The sequence below is a fragment of the Myceligenerans crystallogenes genome, assembly GCF_039529775.1.
Taxonomy (GTDB): Bacteria; Actinomycetota; Actinomycetes; order Actinomycetales; family Cellulomonadaceae; genus Myceligenerans; species Myceligenerans crystallogenes.
On record NZ_BAAANL010000002.1, the window covers coordinates 396085 to 417773 of the forward strand.

Genomic DNA, 21689 nt, shown 5'->3' on the forward strand with positions numbered 1-21689 from the left:
CCCGGTCAGATCGAGTTCACGATCCGCTCGTGCTCCAGCTCCCCCTCGCGGGTCTGGATCCCCGCGGCCAGCAGCTCGTGCGCACGCCGCGTGACGTCCGGGCCCATCGTCGCCATCAACCCGTCGTGCTCCACCGCGTACGCCGCACGCGCGACCGCCGGCGCCACCGCGTTGACCGCCGCCTTGATCGCGGAGACGACCTCCGGCCTCAGCCGCGCGATCCGCCCCGCGAGCTCGCTCACGAAACCGTCCAGCTCCGCGGCGGGAAGGGCCCGGTTCACCAGCCCGTAGCGCTCGGCCAGCTCCGCGTCCGCGAGCTCGCCGCCCAGGAGGAGCTCAAGTGCGCGGGCCCGGCCCGCCAGGCGGGTCATGTTCACGGTCCCGCCACCGCCGGGGAGGATGCCCATCAGGGCCTCCGTCTGCGACTGACCCGACCGGCCGATCGCCGCGAACCGCATGTCGAGGTCCATGAGGAACTCGTTGCCGGCACCGCGCGCGAAGCCGGCCAGCTTGCCGATGGTGACCTGCGGCAGGTCGTGCACCTCCTCGCTCAGGGCCTGCAGGACGTTCATGCCGTCCGGCACGGGGGCGTCCCCGGCTGCGGCGATCGCGGCCCGGGTCGCCTGCGACAGGGCGTCCGGGTCGGTGAGGTAGCCCATGTCCCCGTGCGCGCTGAAGAACTGCGGGTCGGCGCTCTCGAACACGATGACGCGGATGCTCTCGTCCGTCCTGACCCGGTGGAGGAACCCGCGCAGGGACGGCAGCAGGACGCCGTCCATCAGGTTGAGGGGAGGATGGTCGAGCGTCACGGTCGCGACGCCGTCCGACGAGGTGATCCGGAGGCCGGGCAGGTTGTCGTAGCTCATGGGCGTGACCCTAGGAAGCGACCGGGTTACCGACCGGGAACCTAGACTCGTGCTATGTCCGAGCTGGCCGTCGACATGTTCGACGAGATCTGCCCGTCGCCGATGCAGCCCCTGCGGATGAAGGACAAGTGGGCGCCGATGGTCCTGCGCTGCCTGGAGGGCGGGCCGCGCAGGTTCTCCGAGCTGCGCGTCCCGCTGCACCGCACCAGCGCCAAGGAGCTCACCCGCTCGCTCCGCAACCTGCAGCACGACGGCTTCGTGTGCCGGACGGAGGCGGGACGCACCGTGACCTACGAGCTCACCGGCCTCGGACGCAGCCTGCTCGGCCTGCTCGACACCGTCTACGCGTGGAGCGACGAGCACGGGGACGACCTCCTGGACGCCTACGACCCTGATGACGCCACGGGCGGCTGACGCAGCCAAGCCCTCTTCGAGGCTCTCGTCGCGCTGGTCCGCCGGCAGTTCGCGGGCCGCCGCCGCGAGCGGCTCCACCGCTCACGCCATGCCCGCCAGCCGGTACAGCACGAGGCTGCCGGCCACGGCGACGTTGAGACTGGCGCCGACGCCCGCCATGGGGATCTCGACGCACGCGTCGACACCCGCCAGGACCTCGTCCGGCACACCATGATGTTCGTGGCCCAGCAGCACCACAGTCGGTCCCGGCGCGGGCCCGAGCCGCGGCAACGGGATCGCATCTTCCGCGAGCTCGACGGCGACGATCCGCCGCCCCTCGTCCCGCTGCCTGCCGAGCCACTCCTCCTTGGACGGCGCCACCCAGTGGATGCACGGTCTCCGGCCACGCAACGTGTCGCCCTTGGCCAGAGCCGCGCGGTAGTGCGGAGTGTTCGGCACGGCCAGGCAGGAGCCGACGGCGTCGCAGGTCCGCAGAAGCGTCCCGAGATTGGCGTCGTACGCGACCCACAAAGGTGCGACCGTGAGATGGCCGGGACAACCACGAGGGCGTGCGCGCCGGCTACGCCTGAGCTGGGCCGGCCTCGTCTTGGGCCCGCTCATCCGCGCGGGGTGGGATCTCCCGGGTTCAGGAACATGAGATGACGCCTTTCATCGGCGGCGCCGGTCCATCGCCGGACGGGTTGGATCACCCGTCGCTCCTGGTCAAGCTACCACGGCTGGGCGATCTGCCCCATGAACCAGCGCGGCTTCCAGGCCGGCGCGTACGTCCACGCCGACATCGAGGTGGTCGACGATCGGTGTGACGGTCGCAAGGAGGTCGAGGCCTACCTGACCGTCGCGGACTGCGGCCGGGCCGCGCAGCTCGACTTCAGCGCGGACGACAAGCGGTTCGCGCGCAATGCCTTGTACAAGGCCCGCCTGCTGAAGAAGACTGTCGACGCCTTCGTCGACGCGCTGGAGAGGGCCGTGGGCGAGGCCGAGCTGTCCTGAGCGAGGAACGCGGGACGTGCGGCATGCCCCCTCGCGCTGACCACTCCAGGCCTGGAACCCCGAAGGTTTCCAGGCCTGGAGTGGTCGGGCCGACAGGACTTGAACCTGCGGCCCCTTGGAGTGACCTCCGCGGAGGTGCTACGTCGCCGTGATCGTGACCGTGTTGGACCACAGCGTTCCGGTCAGGTCGTGCTCGTCACGCCGCTCGTCGTTGGCGGAGAAACTGAACGTCTGGGGGAAGTCGATCGCGAAGGTGATCGGGAAGTCGATCGCCCCCGAGTCGTCCGCGGTGGTGTCGAAGAACACCGTGGCCAGGCTCGCGTTGTTCACGACCCGGACGTGCACGACGCGGCCGGGAAGGAAGTCCTTGCCCGACACGGCGAAGGTCGGGCCGTCATGGCTGTAGGCGACGTCGATCCTCGGCCGCACGACCGCGTCAGTTCCCGTTCCCACCTGCGAATCCACCGGACGGCGCACCGGCGCCGGAGGCAGTTCCTGGTACCACGTGTCCTCGGGACCTTCCCAGGCCCCCGTCCCCTGGACCCAGGCCCGGCTCAGGACGCCGGCCCTGGTGAACGCGAACGCGGACAGCGTGGCGCCGTCCAGGAAGGCACGGACCAGGGACAGCGGTGCGCCCGGCGGGAAAACCGGTCCGCCGTGGCGGATCGGACCCTGCCACGCACCCGTCCCCACGACCCAGGCGAGGTTCAGGTGACCCTCCCGGTCGACCGCGACCGCCGTCAGGAGGTCGTCGGCCTGCTTCGCCAGCGCGATCGAGGCACCCGGCGGGAAAACCGGCCCGCCATGGCGGATCGGACCCTGCCACGCACCCGTCCCGACCACCCAGGCCAGGTTCAGGTGACCCTCCCGGTCGACGACGACCGCGGTCAGGATGTCGCCCGTCTGCTTCGTCATGGCGACCGGCGCGCCCGGGGGGAACACCGGTCCGCCGTGGCGGATCGGGCCCTGCCACGCACCCGTCCCGACCACCCAGGCCAGGTTCAGGTGACCCTCCCGGTCGACCGCGACTGCCGTCAGGAGGTCGTCGGCCTGCTTCGCCAGCGCGATCGAGGCACCCGGCGGGAAAACCGGCCCGCCGTGGCGGATCGGACCCTGCCACGCGCCGGTCCCGACGACCCACGCGAGGTTCAGGAACCCCTCGTTGTCGACCAGCACGGCGGTCATGACGTCGTCGGTCTGCTTGATCATGGCGATCGGCGCGCCCGGCGGGAACACCGGCCCGCCGTGGCGGATCGGACCCTGCCACGCGCCCGTGCCGACGACCCAGGTGAGGTTCAGGAACCCCTCGTCGTCGACCAGGGCGACGGTCAGGAGGTCCTGGGCCTGCTTGGCCGCGGCGATCGGCGCGCCGGGCGGGAAGACGGGGCCGCTGATGGGCACCATCCCCCGGAAGGTGTTGTGCGAGAGCGGCGTCCAGGCGACATGCAGGACGCCCTGCTCGTTCACGGCGAACAGATCCTCCTGACCGTTCGCCTGGATGGCCACCTCGCTGCGGGCGCCGGGCGGGAAGCCGCTGATCGGTCGCTGTCCCATGGTCGAGCTCCTCTCAGATCTTGGCGTGGTTCAGGCCGGCCTCGAGGAGGCGCAGCGTCAGGTCGCGGATCCCGGTCTCGGCCAGGCGCGCCGTGGGCAGCCGGGTCCCGAGCCGGTGGAGCTGGATCCCCGCGACGGTGTTGTACCTGGGGTCGGACACCTGGTCGATCCGGTCCTGGACCGCGTCGTCGAGACCGGTGAACGCCTCGGCGGGCAGGGACTCCAGGAGTTCCGGGGTGACCTCGGACATGTGCGGCGGGATCTCCCAGACCCACACGAACTTCCCCGTCACGGGGTTGTAGGCCAGCACGAGCTGCGGCTCGGCCAGGCCGTCACGGGGGACATCCAGCTCGTTCGTCACGTCCAGGACATCCAGCACGTAGTCCCCGGGAAACTCGTACGTCTTCTCGCTCATCGTTCCGTCCCTTCGTCGTTCCGTGGGTTCGGACGCGGTGCCGCGTCCGTGTCCCACGATCGACGACGACGGTTCAGGTGAGGTTCAGGCGGCCGCCCCTCAGCCGGTCAGGGCACGCGGGGCGAGCCCCGCGACGAGCGCGTCGGTCGACGGCGAGGGCACGATCCCGAGCTCGGAGGCCAGCGTGCGGCGGCACGCGTCGTACGCCCGGCGCACCTCGGCGATGTTCCCCTCCGCCAGGTGGATCGCGATCACGGCGCGGTGCGCGCTCTCGCGCAGGGCGTCGACCCGCAGCGCGGCGAGTGCGAACTCGAGGGCCATGCCGTACCGGCCCGAGGCCGCGAGCCGGGCGGCGGTCGACTCGAGCACGTGCAGGTGGAGCTGGAGCAAGCGCTCGCGCTCGGTGTCCAGCCAGGGATCCTCCCAGTCCGGGAGCAGCTCACCGGTCCCGAGGTCGGGCTCCGGTTCGGGGCTCTCCTGACCGCCGAGCACGGCCCGCGACCGGGCGACCAGACGATCGACGTCGACCACGGGTGACAGGCCGAGCCCGACGACCCCGTGCTCGCACACCACCAGGCCGGCAGCTGTCTTGTTCACCCGCCAGATGCCGGTGCGCAGGTTCGCGAGCGCGCGTCGCTCCTCGGTCTCCGGCCAGAGCAGGCCGGCGACCCGGCTGCGTCCGGTGCGCCCGCGCAGCGCGAGCAGGGCCACGAGCCGCTGCGCCCCCGTCGGCAGCGCCACAGGGCAACGGTCGACCTCGAGCACGAAGGTTCCCAGCAGGCGGATCGCCACCTCCGGCACACGCCGCGGCTGAGAAAGTTCCGTTGCCCCCTGAGACACGCTCCACCTCCGGATCCAGGCTCGGCACCAAGCCGCCGAGCCACCGAGCCACGCTTCACCGTAAAGGAGGTTGCGCCGCCGCGCGTGATACCGCGGTGAATGCCGCGCGGTCCGTGACATGCCGGTGACAGCACCGTGACGACGACCCGCCACGATCACCGGCATGAGCAGCTTTCCCGGTAGCCCGCGAGTCCTGGCGGGTGCGATCGTCGCCGTCGACCCGACGGCGCCGCTCGCCCGGATCGCCGTGTTCCAGTACAATCCGGATGAAGTCACGCGAACCCTGCGGCCGCGTACCCCCAGCGCCGGCGGCGCGTCGGCGTCGGACGCCCGGCGCGTGTGGGGGGCCGCGACCGAGACGATCACGATGACCGTCGAGCTCGACGCGACCGACGGGCTGGAGGCCGGCGACCCCGTCACGCAGGCGATGGGTGTGTCGGGCCGGCTCGCCGTCCTGGAGATGCAGCTGTACCCGTCGACGGCGACGGTCATCACCAACGCGGCGCTGACGGCCGCCGGCACGATCGAGGTGCTGCCGCCCGGCGGTCCGCTCACCGTCCTCGCTCTGGGTCCCGGACGTGTGGTGCCGGTCCGGCTGGACTCGCTGACGATCCGCGAGCAGGCGTTCGACGTGGCGCTCAACCCGGTCCGGGCGAGCGTCGAGGTGTCCCTCACGGTCCTGACCTACGACGACCTGCCCGCCACCGAGGTGGGGTTCGCGATGTCGCTGGCCCATCAGGTGCAGCAGGAGGTCCGGGCGTCCGTCGCGGCCGTCAGCGGCGCGGTTGGCGTCGCGTTCTCGGTGGGAGGCTGACGTGTCCCGGTACGACGACGCCGACACCACGACCCTCCAGGTCACCGACGCCGCCGGCGCCCGGCGGCTGGTGCGCTGCTACCGGCGGCGGTTCCCGCCGGACGCAGCGGGCTCCGGCACGCTGGCCGAGCACCTGGTGGCCCCGGGCGACCGGCTGGACCTGGTCAGCTTCCGGTACACGGGCGACCCGCTGGGCTTCTGGCGCATCTGCGACGCCAACGACGCGCTCGACCCGGACGACCTGACGGGCGCCGAGGCCGTGGGCACCGAGATCGTCGTCCCGTTCCCGGGGGTGGCCGCGCCGTGAGCCTCCTCGGGACGCACCTGTCGGTCCTCGCCGGCCCGACCGTGCCGCTGCCCCTGCCGCCGGACGTCACGCAGCGCGTCCGGTCGGTCACCGTCACGGAGTCCGACCGCGGCCGGTCCGCGTTCACGATCACGCTCGACGCCGGTCGCAGCGGGCCGGCCGCGGCGGCCGACACCCCGGCGCTCACCACCTCGCCGCTGCGGCCGAACGCGCGCGTCGTCGTCCTGCTCACCCGGGGCGTGCTGCCGCAGACGCTCGTCGACGGGATCGTCACCGAGACGACGTTCCAGCCCGGCGGCACGGACCAGCGCGCCGAGATCAGCGTCACCGGCCAGGACGTCTCGCTGCTGCTGGACCGGAACGAGCTGGCGGCCGAGCACATCGGCCTGGAGGACTCCCTGCAGGTGCTCAGGATCGCCGGCCCCTACGCGACCCAGCGCATCGTCCCGCTGGTGCTGCCCCCGCCCGTCATGAACCCGCCGCTGCCGATGGAGCGCACCCCCACGCAGCAGGGCACGGACTGGCAGCACCTGCAGCAGCTCGCCCGATGGCACGGCTACGTCTGCTACGTCGTGCCGGGACCGTTCCCCGGCCCGACGACGCTGTACTGGGGCCCCGCGGTCCGGGTCGGGGTGCCGCAGCCCGCGCTGTCGGTCGACCTGGGCTCCGCCACGAACGTGCGGGGCGCCGTGTCGTTCCGCACGGACGTCCTGGCGCCCGAGCTCGTCGCGGGCGAGGTCCAGGACCCGCGCGCCGGGACGACGATCCCGGTCCGGACCGTGGCGCCGACCCGCCCGCCGCTGGCCGCGTTCCCGGTGTCGGCCGAGCACCGGGCGCAGCTGCGGACGCGGCTGCTGCGTGACCCGGGAGCGGGCGCCACGAGCGCGCTCGGGCGTGCGCAGGGCGTCACCGACGCCACCGCCGACGCCGTCACCGCGACCGGGACGCTCTCCGGAGGCGAGTACGGGTCGGTGCTGCGCCCCCGCGCCCTGGTCGGGATGCGCGGCGCCGGCCTGGTCAACGACGGCCTGTGGTACGTCAAGCAGGTCGTGCACCGTGTCGCGCGCGGCAGCTACACCGCGGACTTCACGCTGACGCGCGACGGGTACGGCGCGCTCTCCCCCGTGGTGCGGGTCTGAGGGGCGGCGGCATGACCTCCGGAGACCTTCCCGCACCCCGCCGGTTCTACGGCAAGTACCGGGGCACCGTCGAGAACAACGTGGACCCGATGCAGCTCGGCCGGGTCCAGGTCAGGTGCCCCGTCGTGCTCGGCAGCGGCCGGATGAGCTGGGCCATGCCCTGCACCCCGTACGCGGGCGACGGCGTCGGCCTGTTCCTCGTGCCCCCGGTCGGCGCCCACGTGTGGGTGGAGTTCGAGGGCGGCGATCCGGACTCCCCCATCCTCGGCGGCTGCTTCTGGGGCCCGGGCCAGGTCCCGGCGTCGCCCGCGGTGGCCGAGGTCAAGATGTTCCGGACGGACTCCGTCTCGGTCGAGGTGAGCGACCTGCCCGGTGCCGGCGGCATCCGGATCAGCGTCGGCTCCCCCGCCGTGACCGGCGGCATCACGATCGACGCGACGAGCAGCGGGGTCGAGATCGCGATGGGCAAGGGCAAGATCGCCCTGTCGCCGGTCTCCGTGTCGATCAACGACGGCGCCCTGGAGGTGACGTGATGCCCGGCTACCTGCTCACCGAGACCGCCCAGGTGGCCTGCGCGCACCAGGGCCAGGCCACGCCGGCCGCCGGGTTCCCGCGGGTGAAGCTCGGCGGCGCGGCGGCCGTGCTGCAGGCGACGCCGTACGCCGTCGCGGGCTGTACGTACCCGCCGAACTCCGGCGGCCCGGACGTCACCGGGCAGTGGACCTCCGGCACCGTCCGGGTGACGGCGAACAAGCAGCCCCTGGCGATCCAGGGCCCGCCCGGCACCTGCGCCCCGACCGGCGTGCCGATGACCGCGAGCCAGACCCAGCAGCGAGTGAGGGCGACATGACCGAGACCTCGCCGAGGCGCTACACGGCGCCACGCCACGTGGGCTTCCCCCTGCGGCTGGACCTGCGGGGCCGGACCGCGCTCGCCGACGACCCGGCCTGGGTGGCCGGCCTCGTCGAGCAGGTGCTGTTCACCGCACCCGGCGAGCGGGTCAACCGGCCCGACTTCGGCAGCGGCGTCGGCCGGCTCGTGTTCGCACCGAGCGACGACGCGCTCGCCACGACCACGCGGGCGCTGGTGCAGGGCGCCCTGCAGCAGTGGCTCGGCGACCTCGTCCGGGTCGAGGACGTCCGCGTGACGTCCGCCGACTCGCGGATCGAGGTCGTCGTGGAGTACCTGCCGCTGCACGCCACCAGCCCCGAGCAACGCCGCTCCGTGACCGTGGGAGGCACGCCATGACGACGGAGACGCTGCCCTTCGCCGGCGAGATCGACCTCGAGGCCCGGCGGGCGCTGGTCCGCGGGCGCCCGGGGATCGGCCTGCCCGGCGGCCTGGACGGCATCGACTTCGTGGAGGTGCTCTCCAACCACCGGGGCACACCCGGTCACGTGCCCGGCGCGCCGGAACAGCGGACCCTGCTGGTCCACCTGCTGAACGGCCCGGTACCGGCCGGCTGGACCGGTGACGTCGTCCGCGTCGCCGGCGGCGTGCGCCAGGACCCGGAGCTCAACCCGGTGCGCGTCCGGTGGGCCTGGCCCGCGGCTGCGGTGGCCGGGCCGGCGGCCCTCGACCCGCTGGAGGGCGTGACCCCGGCCGACCGCACGCTGGTGGACCAGGCGCTCGCCGACGACGACGCCCGCGCACGCGCGCTGGTGGTGCGCACCTCGTCGAGCGGGGACCTCTCGGCCTACACGCTGCGGCTCGTCGGGCCCGGCGGGGCCGGCGCCCCGGAGGGCGTGGACCTGCCGCTGTCGGCGGCGCCGTTCGTGTTCACCGTCGACTGCCCGTCCGACCACGACTGCCACCACGACGCGCCGGGGCCCGCGCCCACCGCGGAGGACCTGCTGCCGGGCGACTACCTGGCCCGCGACTTCGAGGCGCTGCGCACCCGGCTGCTGGACCGGCTCGCCACCCTGCTGCCCGACTGGTCGGACCGCAGCCCCGCCGACCCGGCGGTCATGCTCGTCGAGCTGTTCGCCGCGGTCGGCGACCGGCTCGCGTACTGGCAGGACGCCGTCGCGGTCGAGGCCTACCTGAGCACCGCGCGGCGGCGCACGTCCGTGCGGCGGCACGCCCGGCTGCTCGGGTACGCCGTGCACGAGGGCTGCTCCGCGCGCACCCTGGTCGCCTTCGACACCGACACCACCCTCACCCTGCCCGCCGGGACCCCGGTGACCGACCTCCCGGAGCGCCCCGGGGTGGACGTGCTGAGCCCCGCCGACGCGGACGGCCTCGGCGGCACCGTGTTCCAGACCTCCGCCCCCGTCGAGCTGCGCCCGGAACGCAACGCGCTCCCGCTGTACGCCTGGGGCGACCGCGACCACAGCCTGCCCGCCGGGGCCACGGCCGCGTTCGTGTCCGCGCCCGCCGGCACCGACCCCGGCCTGCGGGCCGGGCACCTGCTCGTGCTGGCCGGCCGGCCCGTCGGCGGGGTGCCCCGGCAGGGCGACCCCGCGCGGCGGTTCGCGGTGCGCCTCATCGCCGACGCCGTCGAGCACGACGACCCGCTGGACCCGTCGGTGGCCGTGTGGGAACTGCGCTGGTCGGCCGCCGACGCACCGGCCGCCCCGCTGCCGGTGTCCACCCCCGGCACGGACGAGCCCCGCGCGGTGGCGCTGGGCAACGTCGTCGTCGCGGACCACGGCGCGAGCGTCCTGACCGAGACCCTCGTGCCGTCCACGGTCCCCGCGGACGGCGCCTACCGCCCGCGGCTGCGCCGCCCCGGCGTCGCGTACGTCGACCCGGGGCTGCCGGCGACGGCGTCCGCCTCCGCCCTGCTGCGCCCGGACCCGCGGCGCGCCGGGGCGGCGCTCCAGCTCGACGACGGGCAGCGCACCTGGACGCCCCGGCCGGACCTGCTGGCCAGCGGGCGGCTGGCCACGCACCTGGTCGTCGAGCCCGAGCCGGGCGGCGTGGCCCGCCTGCGGTTCGGGGACGGCCTGACCGGCCGGCTCCCGTCGGTGGGGGCCACCCCGCTGGCGAGCTACCGGGTGGGCACCGGGACGGCGGGCAACATCGCCCCGGACCGGCTGGTCCGGCTGCTGCCCCGCGCCGACGGCACGGACGCCACGACCGGGGCCGCGGTCGCCGCCTGGAACCCGTTGCCCGCCACCGGCGGCACCGATCCCGAGCGGCTGGAGCGGGTGCGCCAGCTCGCGCCCGCCGCGTTCCGCCGCCAGCTGCGCGCCGTGACCAGCCAGGACTACGCCGCCGTGGCCGAGGAGGTCCCGGGCACGCAGCGGGCCGTCGCCCGGCGCCGCTGGACCGGGTCCTGGTACGCCCAGGACGTCACCGTCGACGCCGTCGACGCGCGGGCGGGCGACCCGGCCCACCTCACCGAGGTCACCGCGGCGCTGGACGTGCGGCGCATGGCGGGCGTCGACGTCGAGCTCGGCCGCCCGGTGTACGTGCCGCTGGAGATCGTGCTGCGCGGCTGCACGCGGCCCGGGTACCTGCGGGCCGACGTCGGGCAGCAGGTGCGGGAGGTGTTCTCCTCGGGCGTGCGGGCGGACGGCGGCACCGGGTTCTTCCACCCCGACCGGTTCACGTTCGGCCGGCCGCTGCGGCTGTCCGACGTCGTGGCCGCGGCCATGGCCGTCGACGGGCTGGCGTGGGTCGAGCCGGTGCGATTCGCCCGGCGGGACGCGACCAGGGCGCAGGCGGCGGCCGCCCTCGCCGCGGGCGAGATCGAGGTCTCGCCGCGCGAGCTGCTGCGCTGCGACTCCGACCCGAACAACCCGGAGGCCGGACGCCTCGAGCTCCGCCTGGGAGGTGGGTCGTGAGCATCACCAACCGTCCCGGTCAGGACGAGCTGCACTGGCGGGTCGCCCCGCACGGTGCCGCCCTGGCGCGGATGCGTGCCCACCTCGCCGCCCCGGACCAGGACCTCCGGGTCCGGTCGCTGGCGGCGCAGGACGACGACCCGGCGGTCGCCCTGCTCGACACCTGGGCGGTGGTCACCGACATCGTGTCCTTCTACACCGAGCGGATCGCGCAGGAGGGGTTCCTGCGCACCGCGACCGAGACGATGTCGGTACGGCAGCAGGCACGCACGCTCGGCTACGAGCTGCGGCCGGGTGTGGCGGCGGAGGTCGAGCTCGTGTTCGAGACCGAGACCGCCCCCGGCGCGCCGGAGACCGTCGTCGTGCCGGCCGGGACGCCCGTGCAGACCGTCCCCGCGCCGGGCAAGCTGCCCCAGACGTTCGAGACGGTGGACGAGCTCGAGGCCCGCACGGCGTGGAACGCGGTACCCGCCGCCGACCGGGTGCGCCAGCCGTTCGGGTTCGGCACCACGTCGGTGTGGCTGTCCACCACCGACCCGCTGGTCCGGGTCGACGACCGCCTCCTGATCATCGGCAGCGAGCGCGCCGGCGTGCAGCCCGGCGCGCCGCACTCCGCCGCCACCGAGCAGTGGGACTTCCGGCGCGTGGTCGCCGTCGAGACCGACCCGCCGCACGCGGCCGGCTGGACCCGGCTCGACCTGGACGAGCCGGTCGGCTTCGAGCCGCGCCGCCCGCTGGCGGCCCTGGAGGACGTGCGCGTGTACCGGCTGGCGCGGCGGCTGAACCTGTTCGGCTGGAACGCCCCGGACCCGGGCCTCCTGGGCACCGAGTCGACCCGCGTCGCCCGGCTGGCCAGCGAGGCGGCGGCCGCGAGCTGGCCGGGAGCGGGCCTGGCCGGCGGGACGCTGGACGTCGAGGGGGACGTACCCGACCTGGTGCCGGGCTCCTGGCTCGTGCTCGAGCAGCCCGGCACGACCGAGGCCTACCAGGCCGTCGCGGTCACGCCCGGGGGCGCCCGGCGGTTCGCCCTGGCCGGCAAGGTCACCCAGGTCACCGTCGACCTCACCGAGAACCTGTCGGGCTTCCAGCGGGACCGCACCCTCGTGCACGCGGTGAGCCAGGAGCTGCCCACCGCCTGGATGCCCCGGCCCGGCCCGGTCGGCGCGTGGAGCGACGGCGCCGGGATCCTGCTCGAGGTCGCGATGACCGAGCCGGCGCTGCCGGCCGGCCGCCTCGTGCTGGTCGAGGGTGTCCGGTCCGGCGACGGCGGGCGCGCGGTCGAGGCCGCCACCGTGACCGCCGTGCAGGCCGCACCCGACGGCGCCCTGCGCCTGACGCTCGACCCGCCGCTGGCGCACTCGTACCACGCGGGCACCGTCGTCGTGCACGGCAACGTCGCCCGCGCGACGCACGGCGAGACCGCGGAACAGGTGCTGGGCAGCGGCGACGGCCGGGTGGCGTTCCCCCGGTTCGTGCTCCGCCGCCCGCCGCTCACCTTCGTCCGTTCCACGACCGACGCCACCGGCGCGTCCGCCGAGCTCGAGATCCGCGTGGAGGGCGTCGCGTGGACCGAGGTGCCCACGCTGCACGACGCCGGCCCGCGCGACCAGGTGTACGTGGTGCGGCAGGGCGAGGAGGGCGAGACCACCGTGATCTTCGGCGACGGCGAGCACGGCTCCCGGCTGCCGACCGGGACGGAGAACGTGCACGCCACCTACCGCGTCGGCATCGGGGCCGACGGCGCCGCCGAGCCCGGCCAGGTGATGCTCCCCGTGCGCAGGCCGCGCGGGATCGCCCGGGTCGCCAACCTCGCGGCGACCCGCGACTGGGCGCCGCCCGAGGACCTGGCCGGCGCCCGGGTGAACGCCCCGCAGCGGATCCGCACCCTGGACCGGGCGGTGTCCGTGGCCGACCACGAGGACTTCGCGCGCGGCTGGTCCGGCGTCGGGCGCGCGCGGGCCGACCTGGTGTGGGACGGGAAGGCCGACACCGTCGTCCTCTCGGTGCTGGACGCGACCGGCGCGCCCGCCTCCGGCCAGCTCCTGGCCGACCTGCGGACGACGCTCGACGCCGCCCGCGAGGCCCGCGCCCGGCGGGCGCTGCTGCCCGGCCAGGTGATCGGCTTCAGGGTGGCCCTCGACGTCGCGGTCGACCCCCGGTACGAGACCGGCGCCGTCCTCGAGGCCGTCGCGGCGGCGGTGCGGGCCCGGCACGGCGACCTCGACCTCGCCGCGCCGCTCGCGGCCGCGGTCGTGCTGGTCACCGCCGCGGGCGTGGCGGGCGTCTCGCACGCGACCATGCCCGTCCTGGCCGCCGACCTCGCTGACGCCGGATCCGCCGGGAGCCCCGGCGCCGGCGACCTGCTCGTCGCGGCCCCGGCCCGCTGGGCCTCGTCCGGCGGGCTGCTCCCGGCCCAGGCCCTGCACCTGACCGACATCCACGTAGGGGTGATCGCATGACCGTCTCGGACCTGCGCCGCGCCGGCCGCGCCCGGTACCTCGAGTCGCTGCTGCCGCCGCACGTACTGGAGCGCGACGCCGCCACCGGCGGTCTGCTGCGGGCCCTGCTGGACGCCGTGGCGGGCGAGCTCGCCGTCGTCGAGGACGACCTGGACACCCTCTACGACGCCTGGTTCGTGGAGACCGCCCCCGAGTGGGTGCTGCCCTACCTGGCCGACCTCGTCGGGCTGGCCGGCCTGCCGGGAGACCTCGGCGCCGGGACCGGAGCCGGCGTCTCGCGGCGGGGCGTGGTGGCCAACACCGTGATGTACCGGCAGCGCAAGGGCACCGTCGCGGTGCTCGAACAGGTGGTCCGCGACGTCACCGGCTGGCCCGCCGCGGCGATCGAGCACCACCCCCTGCTCGGCGTCACCACGCACGTCAACCACGTCCGGCCGGACCGTCCCGCCTGGGCGTCGGTGCGCGGCGCCGCGCAGGCGGAGCTGGAGTCGCCGCGGCTCGCGGCGGGAGCGCTCACACGGTTCGCGCACACCGCCGAGGCGCGGCACGTCGATCCCGGGCCCGCGGGCGGCAGGGGCCGGTTCGGGATCGGCAACGTCGGGATCTTCGTCTTCGGCTCGCAGGTGTACGGGGCCTCGGGCACGCCTGCCCGCCGGCCCCTCGGCGGGGCCGACGGCTGGGCGACGCATCCCCTCGGCCTGGACGAACCATGGTTCGCCCCGCCCGCCACCGAGGAGCACATCGAGCACCTGGCCGGCGAGGCGGACCTGCCGGTCCCGCTCCGCCCGCGCCGCCTGCTCGCGCTGCTGCGGGCCGCGCGCGCCGGCGGCGACGACGCCGGCCTTCCGGTGCGGGTGCGGCTGGACGACGACGCCCCGCTGCCCGCCGAGCGGGTGCGCGTCTGCCGCCTGGAGGACCTCGCCACGGACGACGCGGGCGACCCCCTGACCGGGTGGCAGGTGACCGTCGACCCGGTGCACGGCAGGATCCGCACGCTGTTCGACGGCGCACCCGCCGACCCCGGCTCGGTGCACGTCGACTACGCCTACGGCGCACCGGCCGACGTCGGCGCGGGCACCTACGACCGCAGCCTCGGCCACGACGCCGCGCTCGCCGCCGACCCGTTCACCGGCGACACCGACGAGGGCGGCGACCGCGTCGGCGCGCAGGTGCCGGTGCGCACCGGGGCCACCGAGCCCGGAACGGCGGTCAGCATCGCGGACGGGCTGGCCGACGTCGCCGCGGGCTGGTCGCCGGCCGCCCCGGACCTGACCGGCGGCACCCAGGTGCTCTCGGTCGCGGACAGCGAGACGTACACCGGCGACCTGACGATCGACGTGCCCGCCGAGAGCCGCCTCGTGCTCGTGGCGGCGCACTGGCGCGGCCGGCTGCTCCTGACGGGGGACGTCGAGGCACCGGTCCCCGGCGTCTACGCCCCCGACGGGCTGCGCCCGCGCGTGGTCGGGGACGTCCTCGTGACCGGCCAGACCGGCGCCGCCGTCCTGCTGGACGGGCTCGTGATCGAGGGCGACGTCGTGGTCGCGGCCGGCGACCTGCGGTCCCTGACCGTCAGCCAGTGCACGGTCGCCGGCCGGGTGCGGGTGCTCGGCACCCCCGCCGACGGCAACCGCGAGCTCGTCGTGGACGTGCGGCGCAGCCTGGTCGGCGGCGTCGAGCTGGCCCCGACGGCGCCCGGGCTGAGGGTGACCGACAGCGTCGTCGACCCGCGCCTGACCGACCCCGGCGCCGCACCGCCGGCCGCCGGGCCCGCCGTCGTCGCGCCCGGCACGCACGTGACCGTCGAGGGCTCCACCCTGCTGGGCGCGCTCGGCGCGCGCGTGCTCCACGTGACCTCCAGCCTCTGCGACGGCGTCGTCACGGTCGTGGACCGGCAGCGCGGCTGCGCGCGGTTCAGCTATCTGGCGCCGGGCTCGCGGGCGCCGCGCCGGTTCCGGTGCGTGCCGCCCGGCGACGCCCCGACGTACCTCGCGCGCGATCCCGCCGCACCGGCCTACCCCGCCCTCGCACCCACCGCTCCCGCGTCGATCCGGCGCGGCGGCGAGGACGGCGCCGAGATGGGCGTGCACCACCATCTGCGCCGTCCGCAACGGACCGACGCGGCCCGCCGCCTCGTCGAGCCCTACGTACCGGCGGCCATGCGAATCGGAATGCTGGGGAGCTGACATGCACGCTGATCTGACCCGAAGGACCTTCGACCCCGCCCTGGGGTTCCGGTCCGTGCTCATGCAGCAGGGCCGCGTCCTGCTCGACGCGGAGTGGAACGAACAGGCCGAGATCACCGCCCACCACGACCGGACGCGCGCCGCGGACGTCATCGGCCCTTCCGGCGGGCCCGAGCCGCTCGACGGCGGGCCGGGGCCGTTCGCCGTCGTGTCGCTGACGTCCGGCGAGCCGCCCGCCGGCCCGGTCGCCTGGGCGGACCTCGGCGTCACGCCGGGCCGCTACTACGTCGACGGGGTGCTCGCCGAGTCGGCGCCCGGCCCGGGCACCGGCGGCACCTGGCCGCTGGCCGGCCAGCCGCACCTGCGCGGCGTCGGCGGCGAGCCGGGCCTCGCCGAGCCCGCCGCCGGGACGTATGCCGCCGTCCTGGACGTGTTCGACCGCCTGGTGACCGCCGACGAGCGCCCGCAGCTGCTGGAGTCCGCGCTGGGCGGCCCGGACACCGCCGCACGGGAGCAGACGGTGTGGCAGGTGCTGCTGGAGCCCGTCGACGACGGCGCCGCCTGCTCGACGGTGCCCGCGGGCCTGTTCGGGCGCACCCCGCGCACGATGCGGGCCGGGCTGCAGGAGGCCGACGCCCCCGCGGACCCGTGCTCCGTCGCGAGCGGCGGCGGGTACCAGCTCCTGGAGAACCAGCTCTACCGGGTGGAGATCTGGCAGGCCGGCGGCACGCCCGCGTTCCTGTGGTCGCGCGAGAACGGCTCGGTGGTCGCCGGGCTGGTCACGGTCGCGGGATCGAGCGTCGGGTTCGACGCCGCCCTGACGCTCGACCGGGCCGGCCGGGACGAGGAGCTGTCGATCGGCCAGGGTGACCTGATCGAGGTGACCAGCGCCGACCTGGGGCTGCGGGGCCGGCCCGGGTACCTCGCGCGGGTGCGCCGGGTCGTGGACCTGGTCCTCGACGTCGACTGGCTCGCCGAGAACCCCGGCACGCCGCCGACGTCGGTGGCCGCGCTGGGCGGCGCCCCGGTCGTACGCCGCTGGGAGGGCGGCCCGCTGCCGCTGCGCACCACCCGTACCGACCTGGAGGGCGGCATCACCGTCGCGTTCCCGGCCGGCGGCTCCCCCGCCGTCGGCGACCACTGGCTGATCCCGGCGCGCACCGTCCGGCTGGCCTACGGCGTCAGCGCCCGCACGGGCACGATCGAGTGGCCGGGCATGCCCGGCACCCCGGCCGCGCTGCCACCCACCGGACCGGTGCACCGCCGGGCGCTGCTCGGCCTCGTCGAACGGGCCGGCGACACCTGGACGGTGCTGTCCGACTGCCGTCACCTGTTCCCGCCGCTGACCGCGACGGCGGCGCTCGACCTGCTCGGCGGCGACGGCCAGGAGGCGGCACCCGGCGTGGAACTGCCCGCTCCCGTCCGCGTGGCGGTGCGCCGGGGGTCCCTCCCGGTGGCCGGCGAGACCGTGCGGTTCACCGCCGCCGGCGGCACCCTGAGCACCGCGGCGGGCGGAGGCGGCAGCACCGGCAACCCGCTGGCCGTCCCCACCGGGGCCGACGGCGTCGCCGCCGCGTTCTGGACCCCCGACCCGCGCGGGCAGGCCGCCCAGACCCTCACCGCCGAACGGCTCACCGACGTGCTCGCACCGGCCGACGACGTCGCCGTGATCGTCACCGCACGGGTCGTCCGCCCGTCCGAGGGCCGGCCGCCCGGGCTGCACGTGGCCGGCGTGCGGCTCTCGTCCGGCCCGCTCGAGAACGACGCCGTCTACCATCCGGACGAGCTGAGCAAGCCGATCGTCGTCGCCCTCGACGACACGGTGCTCGCCGAGAGCGTCAAGGACAAGCCCGTGGGCCGCCTGCTCGTCGAGCTGCCCTGGCCCGTCGGGCCCGAGCTGGACGTGTGGGGCGGGCCCTCGTTCGCCACCCACACCGTGGAGCTGCTGGGCACCCTGGAGGCCGAGGGACCGTTCATCACCTGGTCGCCCGCGCCCGCGACGATCGAGGCCCTGCCCCGGATCGTCGAGCGGCTGCGGCAGCTCGAGGGGAACCAGCAGCTCGGCGCGCCCGGTCTGCCGGTCCTGGCACGGTTCCAGCTCGACGGGTGGGCGATCGTGCGCGAGAACGACCCGGCCCAGCACCTGAACGGGCACGCCAGCACCTTCATGGACGGCGACCGCACCCGCCTCGAGCTGCCGACGACCGACGCCGTGACCGGCGGCCGCTTCGAGACGTGGTTCCACCTCGACCCCGAGCCGGACCGGCCGGACCGGCGGTTCGTCGTCGAGGACTTCACCGGGCGCACGCTCGGGTTCGTGGAGCGCCGGGCCGCCGAGGCGGGCGTCGCGCTCCGGGTCGTCGAGGAGTCCGCGCCGGGGATCCGCGCGAACACGGTGCTCGGCACGGACGCCCGCACCGGGACCGAGCTGCGCCCGGGTGACACGCTCACCGTGCGCGTGGCGTCGGGCAGGTGACCGGGATGGAGATCATCGGACGCCACGACGACCACCACGAGCAGGAGGCGGACCGGGTCGCGGACACGGTCACGCCCGCCGTCGAGCCCGCCGCCCACGACGACGCCGGCCTGCTGCGCGGGTTCGGCGCCGAGCTCGGCCACGACTTCTCCCGGGTGCGGTTGCACGACGACGCCGCGGCCCACGCGATGACCGCCCGGCTGGGCGCGGAGGCGGTGACGATCGGACACCACGTCCTGTTCGCGCGCGGCCGGCACGACCCGGGATCCCCCGCGGGGCGCCGGCTGCTCGCGCACGAGCTGACCCACGTGCGGCAGCAGGCGACCACCGGGCCGCGGGTACAGGGCAAGTTCGTCGCCACCGGGGACACCGCCGGCTTCGTCGCCCTGGTGAACTCGATCCTGGGGGTGCAGAAGCGGATCCAGGTGTCCGCCGCCGGGGAGGTCTCGATCCATGACACCAACGTCCAGGGGCCGCCGACCCGGGACGCGACCGAGCTGCTCGCGCAGATCCAGTCGATGGTCTCCGAGCGCGCGACGATCACCATCGCGTTCACCCACGGCGGGACCGGCGTCATCGTCGGCAGCTTCGTGCTCAGCGAGGTCGACCTCGACGACCTGGCTCGGTACGGCGCCGAGAGCAGCCACTCGAGGCTGGGCGACAACACGGCGTCGATGTTGCACCATGAGCTCGTCGAACAGCACCGCAAGCAGATCTCGGGCGAGTCCTTCGGCCCGGCGCACACGGCCTCGCTGGCCGCGCAGGGCAGGCTCCTGGGCGCGACCTGGGTGGGCGACAGTCCCCCCGCCACGGTCCCCGGCGGTGTCGAGATCACCCGGACCTGGCGGTACCCCGACGGGCGGGAGGTCGATGTCATCACCACGATCGACCCCGCCACGACCACCGTCACGGCGGTCCGCCGCGTCGTACGCAACCCGCCGGCACCCACCCCTGCGAGGACACCATGAACACCACCGACGAGCTGCCCACCGACCAGGCCGTGACCTGGTCCGCGCACGCGTTCGGCCTGACGCCCGCGCTCCCCGCCGTGGACGACACCCTGCGCCAGGCCGACGTCGGGTCACTTCTCGGGCTGCTCGACGACCCGGACCGCTTCGTGACGGGACACGTCCTGCTCACCTGGGCCTCGGGCGTGCGTCACGAGGCCTTCCCGACCTGGAACGGCCTCGCCGTGGACATCCGCGCCGACGGATCGGTCGACATCGACCCGGCCCAGCGCGAGGACCTGCGGCGACGGTGGCACGCCTGGGCGGCCGCCGATCCGCGCCCGGACGAGCTGCCCGCCCGCTAGGCCCCGGCGGGCAGCAGCGCGCCCGGCCCGCCGGCGGGCAGGGCCGCACGGAGCTTCGCCTCCGGCACGCCCAGGCGACCGAGGACGTAGTGCAGACCCGAGGGGACGTCCCACAGGCGGGAGCCCTCACGCAGGCCGGCCGTGTACCGCGCTCCCGGCGCGTCGAGCTCGGCCCACGCCCGGGCCACGGCGCGGGCGAACGGCAGGTGCCGGTCGGGGGGCAGGACCAGGAGCTGATGGCCCGGCGCCAGCAGGCCGAGAAGAGCCCACGGTGACCCGAGCGCCGACGTGAACAGCCTGCTCTCCGCCTCGGCCGGCACCGCACCCCGCTGCACCGCGTCGGCGAGCAGCGCGGCCGGGACCCAGGCGTGCACGTGGACCTCGCCCGCCAGGAGCGGCGCGGGCACGAGCGCGATCAGCCCGGGCAGGGCACCGGCCTCGGCGAGCTCGACCTCCTCGGGCCACGACCCGGTGGCCAGGGCGGTGCGGATCAGGGGACGCCAGGCGCGACGCACGCTCTCGGCGTCGCCCGACAGGCTGGCCGGCAGCAGGAGGGACGGCATGGGGCGGGACCTTTCGTTCAGGGCACCGGAATCAGGTTCCGCGGCGGGAAGAGCCGCGATCCCTCCGAGATGATGAGGTAGATGGTCAGGGCCATGCCCGTCAGACCGGTGATCTCGCTGATCCGCTGCCGCAGCGACTTGTCGGAGGCCGGCTGCGTCCTGGGTGACGTCACCGGGCGCCGCACCCGCCTCCGGGGCGGCTGGCGGTAGTTGTACGTGATGACGCCGGGAACCGGCGAACGGAACACGTACCAGCCGCCAGGGGCGGGCAGCGTGCCGGCGGTTCCGGCCTCGGCCGTCGGCCCGAGGGCCATCGGCAGACCCGCCGCCGCGAACGCGGTGGCGTAGAGCACCGCCTCGGCGGCACCCACGCTCTGCGCGGTCGCGGGTTTGATCTCGTACAGGTGCCGCCTGGTCACGTTGGCGATGTCGGGCTTCAGGGCGAGCTGCGAGGCCGTGGCGCTCGACGCACCGGGCGTCGCGACCCGGGCCGCGGCGAGAATGATGGAGGAGATCGGGACGAAATTGTAGAACGCCAGGTCGGTGGCGTGAGCCGCCGCGTAGAACGCGGCGATCGCGACGTGCGCCGAGTTCCCGATGTAGAACGGGACCGGCTGGCTCCCCGGGTTCCACGGACCGGGGGTGAGCCCGGCCGTCGTGGCCGCGGCGGCACCGGGCTCGACGACCTCCTCCGGCTGCGACGCCCGGAACGTCTCCGACTCCTCGAAGGCCGCGAGGCCCTCCATGATCGCCGCGACCTCGTCGCCACGCCCCATCGAGGTGAGCACCTGCGCGAGCAGGCTGGTTCGCGTCGTCGCGGGCAGTGCGGCAACCATCCCGGCGGCGGCGATGCCCCACGACGGCGTGGACCGCGAGCCCTGCGACAGGTAGATCGTCGTGAAGAGGACCGCCGCCACCGTGGACCGGTCGCCGACCCTGACGGCACCCGCGACCTGCTCGAGCCGGCCACGCCGGTCCAGGACGACCGCGGTGTCGACGAGGTCGCCCAGCTCCAGGGTCGCGAGGTACTCGAGGGCGTCCGCACCGGCGTCGCCCCCGGTGCCGGCGCCGTCGAAGAAGTTCTGGACCTGATCGGCCGCGGTCTGGGCGAAGAGCATCTCCAGCCCGACGACGTCGCCGGCACCCGTGGGCGGCCCGCCCGCGCGCGCGAGCTCCGTGTGCGCGCGTGCGCGTGCTTCCTCCGCAGCGGAGGCGAGACGCGGGACCCTGCCCGGGACCGGTCCGGTCCCGGCCGGCGCGGTCACCGCGTGACCCAGCTCGTGCCGCAGGAGCCGTTCCGTGGCGCCCGGGCCGCGCGCGAGAGCGCCCCGTCCGACATAGATGTGCCGTCCGACGGTGAACGCCCGGGCTCCGAGCCGGGCGGCCGCCCTCCGCGACCTGCTGTCGTCGTGCACCCGCACGTCGCCCACGTCGTGCGCCGGTACCGGCGTCCGGACGAGCTCGTGCACGGGGCGGCCGCCCGAGCGCGGAAGCGACCCCCAGGACACCGAGGCGGGGCGGGGGCGGTCCGCCGCCGTCGCGTGGACGTGTGTCATCCCGGCCACC

General features: G+C 75.2%; 21 protein-coding genes. 14 read left to right on the forward strand and 7 right to left on the reverse strand.

The features are described from left to right. Window positions 1–5: 5 nt before the first annotated feature. Window positions 6–866, reverse strand: a complete 861-nt coding sequence (locus ABD208_RS06530) for an enoyl-CoA hydratase/isomerase family protein (protein WP_344100758.1) — start codon at window positions 864–866, stop codon at window positions 6–8. Between the two features lie 54 nt (window positions 867–920). Between ABD208_RS06530 and ABD208_RS06535 the strand changes: the two genes are divergently transcribed. Next, window positions 921–1280 (forward strand): winged helix-turn-helix transcriptional regulator, encoded by a 360-nt coding sequence (locus ABD208_RS06535; protein ID WP_344100760.1) that lies wholly within the window; start codon window positions 921–923, stop codon window positions 1278–1280. A gap of 81 nt (window positions 1281–1361) precedes the next feature. Here the strand turns inward: ABD208_RS06535 and ABD208_RS06540 are convergent, their stop codons facing one another. Beyond that, complete coding sequence (locus ABD208_RS06540) at window positions 1362–1790, reverse strand: TrmH family RNA methyltransferase (RefSeq protein WP_344100763.1); 429 nt, start codon at window positions 1788–1790, stop codon at window positions 1362–1364. Window positions 1791–2012: 222 nt separating this feature from the next. Here ABD208_RS06540 and ABD208_RS06545 point away from each other — a divergent pair, with 222 nt between their 5' ends. Continuing rightward, the gene (locus ABD208_RS06545) at window positions 2013–2270 is read left to right on the forward strand and encodes a hypothetical protein (protein ID WP_344100765.1); all 258 of its coding nucleotides are present in this window, start codon (window positions 2013–2015) and stop codon (window positions 2268–2270) included. A 138-nt stretch (window positions 2271–2408) separates the two neighbouring features. Here the strand turns inward: ABD208_RS06545 and ABD208_RS06550 are convergent, their stop codons facing one another. The 3 genes from ABD208_RS06550 to ABD208_RS06560 all read right to left on the reverse strand — a co-directional run bounded on the left by ABD208_RS06550 (window position 2409) and on the right by ABD208_RS06560 (window position 4980). Further along, window positions 2409–3824, reverse strand: coding sequence for a PLL family lectin (locus ABD208_RS06550; RefSeq protein WP_344100767.1), 1416 nt, complete (start codon window positions 3822–3824; stop codon window positions 2409–2411). Between the two features lie 13 nt (window positions 3825–3837). Next, window positions 3838–4239 (reverse strand): hypothetical protein, encoded by a 402-nt coding sequence (locus ABD208_RS06555; RefSeq protein WP_344100769.1) that lies wholly within the window; start codon window positions 4237–4239, stop codon window positions 3838–3840. Between the two features lie 99 nt (window positions 4240–4338). After that, window positions 4339–4980 (reverse strand): AfsR/SARP family transcriptional regulator, encoded by a 642-nt coding sequence (locus ABD208_RS06560; RefSeq protein WP_344100771.1) that lies wholly within the window; start codon window positions 4978–4980, stop codon window positions 4339–4341. A gap of 262 nt (window positions 4981–5242) precedes the next feature. On the opposite strand from ABD208_RS06560, the gene ABD208_RS06565 reads away from it, so the two are divergent. The 12 genes from ABD208_RS06565 to ABD208_RS06620 are packed head-to-tail and all read left to right on the forward strand — an operon-like array spanning window position 5243 to window position 19560. After that, window positions 5243–5893 carry a hypothetical protein gene (locus ABD208_RS06565; RefSeq protein WP_344100773.1) on the forward strand — a complete coding sequence of 217 codons (651 nt, stop codon included), beginning with the start codon at window positions 5243–5245 and terminating at the stop codon, window positions 5891–5893. Between the two features lies 1 nt (window position 5894). After that, the gene (locus ABD208_RS06570) at window positions 5895–6200 is read left to right on the forward strand and encodes a hypothetical protein (RefSeq protein WP_344100775.1); all 306 of its coding nucleotides are present in this window, start codon (window positions 5895–5897) and stop codon (window positions 6198–6200) included. Next, on the forward strand, window positions 6197–7339 hold the full coding sequence (locus tag ABD208_RS06575) for a hypothetical protein (RefSeq protein ID WP_344100777.1): 1143 nt from the start codon (window positions 6197–6199) through the stop codon (window positions 7337–7339). Before ABD208_RS06570 ends, ABD208_RS06575 begins: the two co-directional genes overlap by 4 nt. 11 nt (window positions 7340–7350) lie before the next feature. After that, window positions 7351–7872, forward strand: a complete 522-nt coding sequence (locus tag ABD208_RS06580; protein ID WP_344100779.1) for a phage baseplate assembly protein V — start codon at window positions 7351–7353, stop codon at window positions 7870–7872. Then, window positions 7872–8189: a hypothetical protein gene (locus ABD208_RS06585; RefSeq protein WP_344100781.1), complete on the forward strand. Its 318-nt coding sequence runs from the start codon at window positions 7872–7874 to the stop codon at window positions 8187–8189. Before ABD208_RS06580 ends, ABD208_RS06585 begins: the two co-directional genes overlap by 1 nt. After that, complete coding sequence (locus ABD208_RS06590; RefSeq protein ID WP_344100783.1) at window positions 8186–8587, forward strand: GPW/gp25 family protein; 402 nt, start codon at window positions 8186–8188, stop codon at window positions 8585–8587. Before ABD208_RS06585 ends, ABD208_RS06590 begins: the two co-directional genes overlap by 4 nt. Continuing rightward, window positions 8584–11130 carry a putative baseplate assembly protein gene (locus ABD208_RS06595; RefSeq protein WP_344100785.1) on the forward strand — a complete coding sequence of 849 codons (2547 nt, stop codon included), beginning with the start codon at window positions 8584–8586 and terminating at the stop codon, window positions 11128–11130. The genes ABD208_RS06590 and ABD208_RS06595 overlap by 4 nt, the downstream gene beginning before the upstream one ends. Continuing rightward, entirely contained in the window at window positions 11127–13589 is a 2463-nt protein-coding gene (locus tag ABD208_RS06600; protein ID WP_344100787.1) for a baseplate J/gp47 family protein, read from the forward strand. Before ABD208_RS06595 ends, ABD208_RS06600 begins: the two co-directional genes overlap by 4 nt. Beyond that, window positions 13586–15772 carry a phage tail protein gene (locus tag ABD208_RS06605; RefSeq protein ID WP_344100789.1) on the forward strand — a complete coding sequence of 729 codons (2187 nt, stop codon included), beginning with the start codon at window positions 13586–13588 and terminating at the stop codon, window positions 15770–15772. Before ABD208_RS06600 ends, ABD208_RS06605 begins: the two co-directional genes overlap by 4 nt. A 1-nt stretch (window position 15773) precedes the next feature. Continuing rightward, window positions 15774–18248 carry a DUF6519 domain-containing protein gene (locus ABD208_RS06610; RefSeq protein WP_344100791.1) on the forward strand — a complete coding sequence of 825 codons (2475 nt, stop codon included), beginning with the start codon at window positions 15774–15776 and terminating at the stop codon, window positions 18246–18248. A gap of 5 nt (window positions 18249–18253) precedes the next feature. Continuing rightward, the gene (locus tag ABD208_RS06615) at window positions 18254–19216 is read left to right on the forward strand and encodes an eCIS core domain-containing protein (protein ID WP_344100793.1); all 963 of its coding nucleotides are present in this window, start codon (window positions 18254–18256) and stop codon (window positions 19214–19216) included. Then, window positions 19213–19560: a hypothetical protein gene (locus ABD208_RS06620; protein WP_344100795.1), complete on the forward strand. Its 348-nt coding sequence runs from the start codon at window positions 19213–19215 to the stop codon at window positions 19558–19560. Before ABD208_RS06615 ends, ABD208_RS06620 begins: the two co-directional genes overlap by 4 nt. Here the strand turns inward: ABD208_RS06620 and ABD208_RS06625 are convergent. Together ABD208_RS06625 and ABD208_RS06630 are read right to left on the reverse strand one after the other, a co-directional pair. After that, entirely contained in the window at window positions 19557–20123 is a 567-nt protein-coding gene (locus ABD208_RS06625) for a hypothetical protein (RefSeq protein WP_344100797.1), read from the reverse strand. The genes ABD208_RS06620 and ABD208_RS06625 overlap by 4 nt on opposite strands. A gap of 17 nt (window positions 20124–20140) precedes the next feature. Next, window positions 20141–21679 carry an eCIS core domain-containing protein gene (locus ABD208_RS06630; RefSeq protein ID WP_344100799.1) on the reverse strand — a complete coding sequence of 513 codons (1539 nt, stop codon included), beginning with the start codon at window positions 21677–21679 and terminating at the stop codon, window positions 20141–20143. Window positions 21680–21689: the final 10 nt, after the last annotated feature.

Bases quoted from the DNA above. Each gene is read 5' to 3' on its own strand.
- ABD208_RS06530 (WP_344100758.1), bottom strand. From the start codon at position 866: ATGAGCTACGACAACCTGCCCGGCCTCCGGATCACCTCGTCGGACGGC.
- ABD208_RS06535 (WP_344100760.1), top strand. From the start codon at position 921: ATGTCCGAGCTGGCCGTCGACATGTTCGACGAGATCTGCCCGTCGCCG.
- ABD208_RS06545 (WP_344100765.1), top strand. From the start codon at position 2,013: ATGAACCAGCGCGGCTTCCAGGCCGGCGCGTACGTCCACGCCGACATC.
- ABD208_RS06550 (WP_344100767.1), bottom strand. From the start codon at position 3,824: ATGGGACAGCGACCGATCAGCGGCTTCCCGCCCGGCGCCCGCAGCGAG.
- ABD208_RS06555 (WP_344100769.1), bottom strand. From the start codon at position 4,239: ATGAGCGAGAAGACGTACGAGTTTCCCGGGGACTACGTGCTGGATGTC.
- ABD208_RS06565 (WP_344100773.1), top strand. From the start codon at position 5,243: ATGAGCAGCTTTCCCGGTAGCCCGCGAGTCCTGGCGGGTGCGATCGTC.
- ABD208_RS06580 (WP_344100779.1), top strand. From the start codon at position 7,351: ATGACCTCCGGAGACCTTCCCGCACCCCGCCGGTTCTACGGCAAGTAC.
- ABD208_RS06585 (WP_344100781.1), top strand. From the start codon at position 7,872: ATGCCCGGCTACCTGCTCACCGAGACCGCCCAGGTGGCCTGCGCGCAC.
- ABD208_RS06590 (WP_344100783.1), top strand. From the start codon at position 8,186: ATGACCGAGACCTCGCCGAGGCGCTACACGGCGCCACGCCACGTGGGC.
- ABD208_RS06595 (WP_344100785.1), top strand. From the start codon at position 8,584: ATGACGACGGAGACGCTGCCCTTCGCCGGCGAGATCGACCTCGAGGCC.
- ABD208_RS06605 (WP_344100789.1), top strand. From the start codon at position 13,586: ATGACCGTCTCGGACCTGCGCCGCGCCGGCCGCGCCCGGTACCTCGAG.
- ABD208_RS06610 (WP_344100791.1), top strand. From the start codon at position 15,774: ATGCACGCTGATCTGACCCGAAGGACCTTCGACCCCGCCCTGGGGTTC.
- ABD208_RS06615 (WP_344100793.1), top strand. From the start codon at position 18,254: ATGGAGATCATCGGACGCCACGACGACCACCACGAGCAGGAGGCGGAC.
- ABD208_RS06620 (WP_344100795.1), top strand. From the start codon at position 19,213: ATGAACACCACCGACGAGCTGCCCACCGACCAGGCCGTGACCTGGTCC.
- ABD208_RS06625 (WP_344100797.1), bottom strand. From the start codon at position 20,123: ATGCCGTCCCTCCTGCTGCCGGCCAGCCTGTCGGGCGACGCCGAGAGC.
- ABD208_RS06630 (WP_344100799.1), bottom strand. From the start codon at position 21,679: ATGACACACGTCCACGCGACGGCGGCGGACCGCCCCCGCCCCGCCTCG.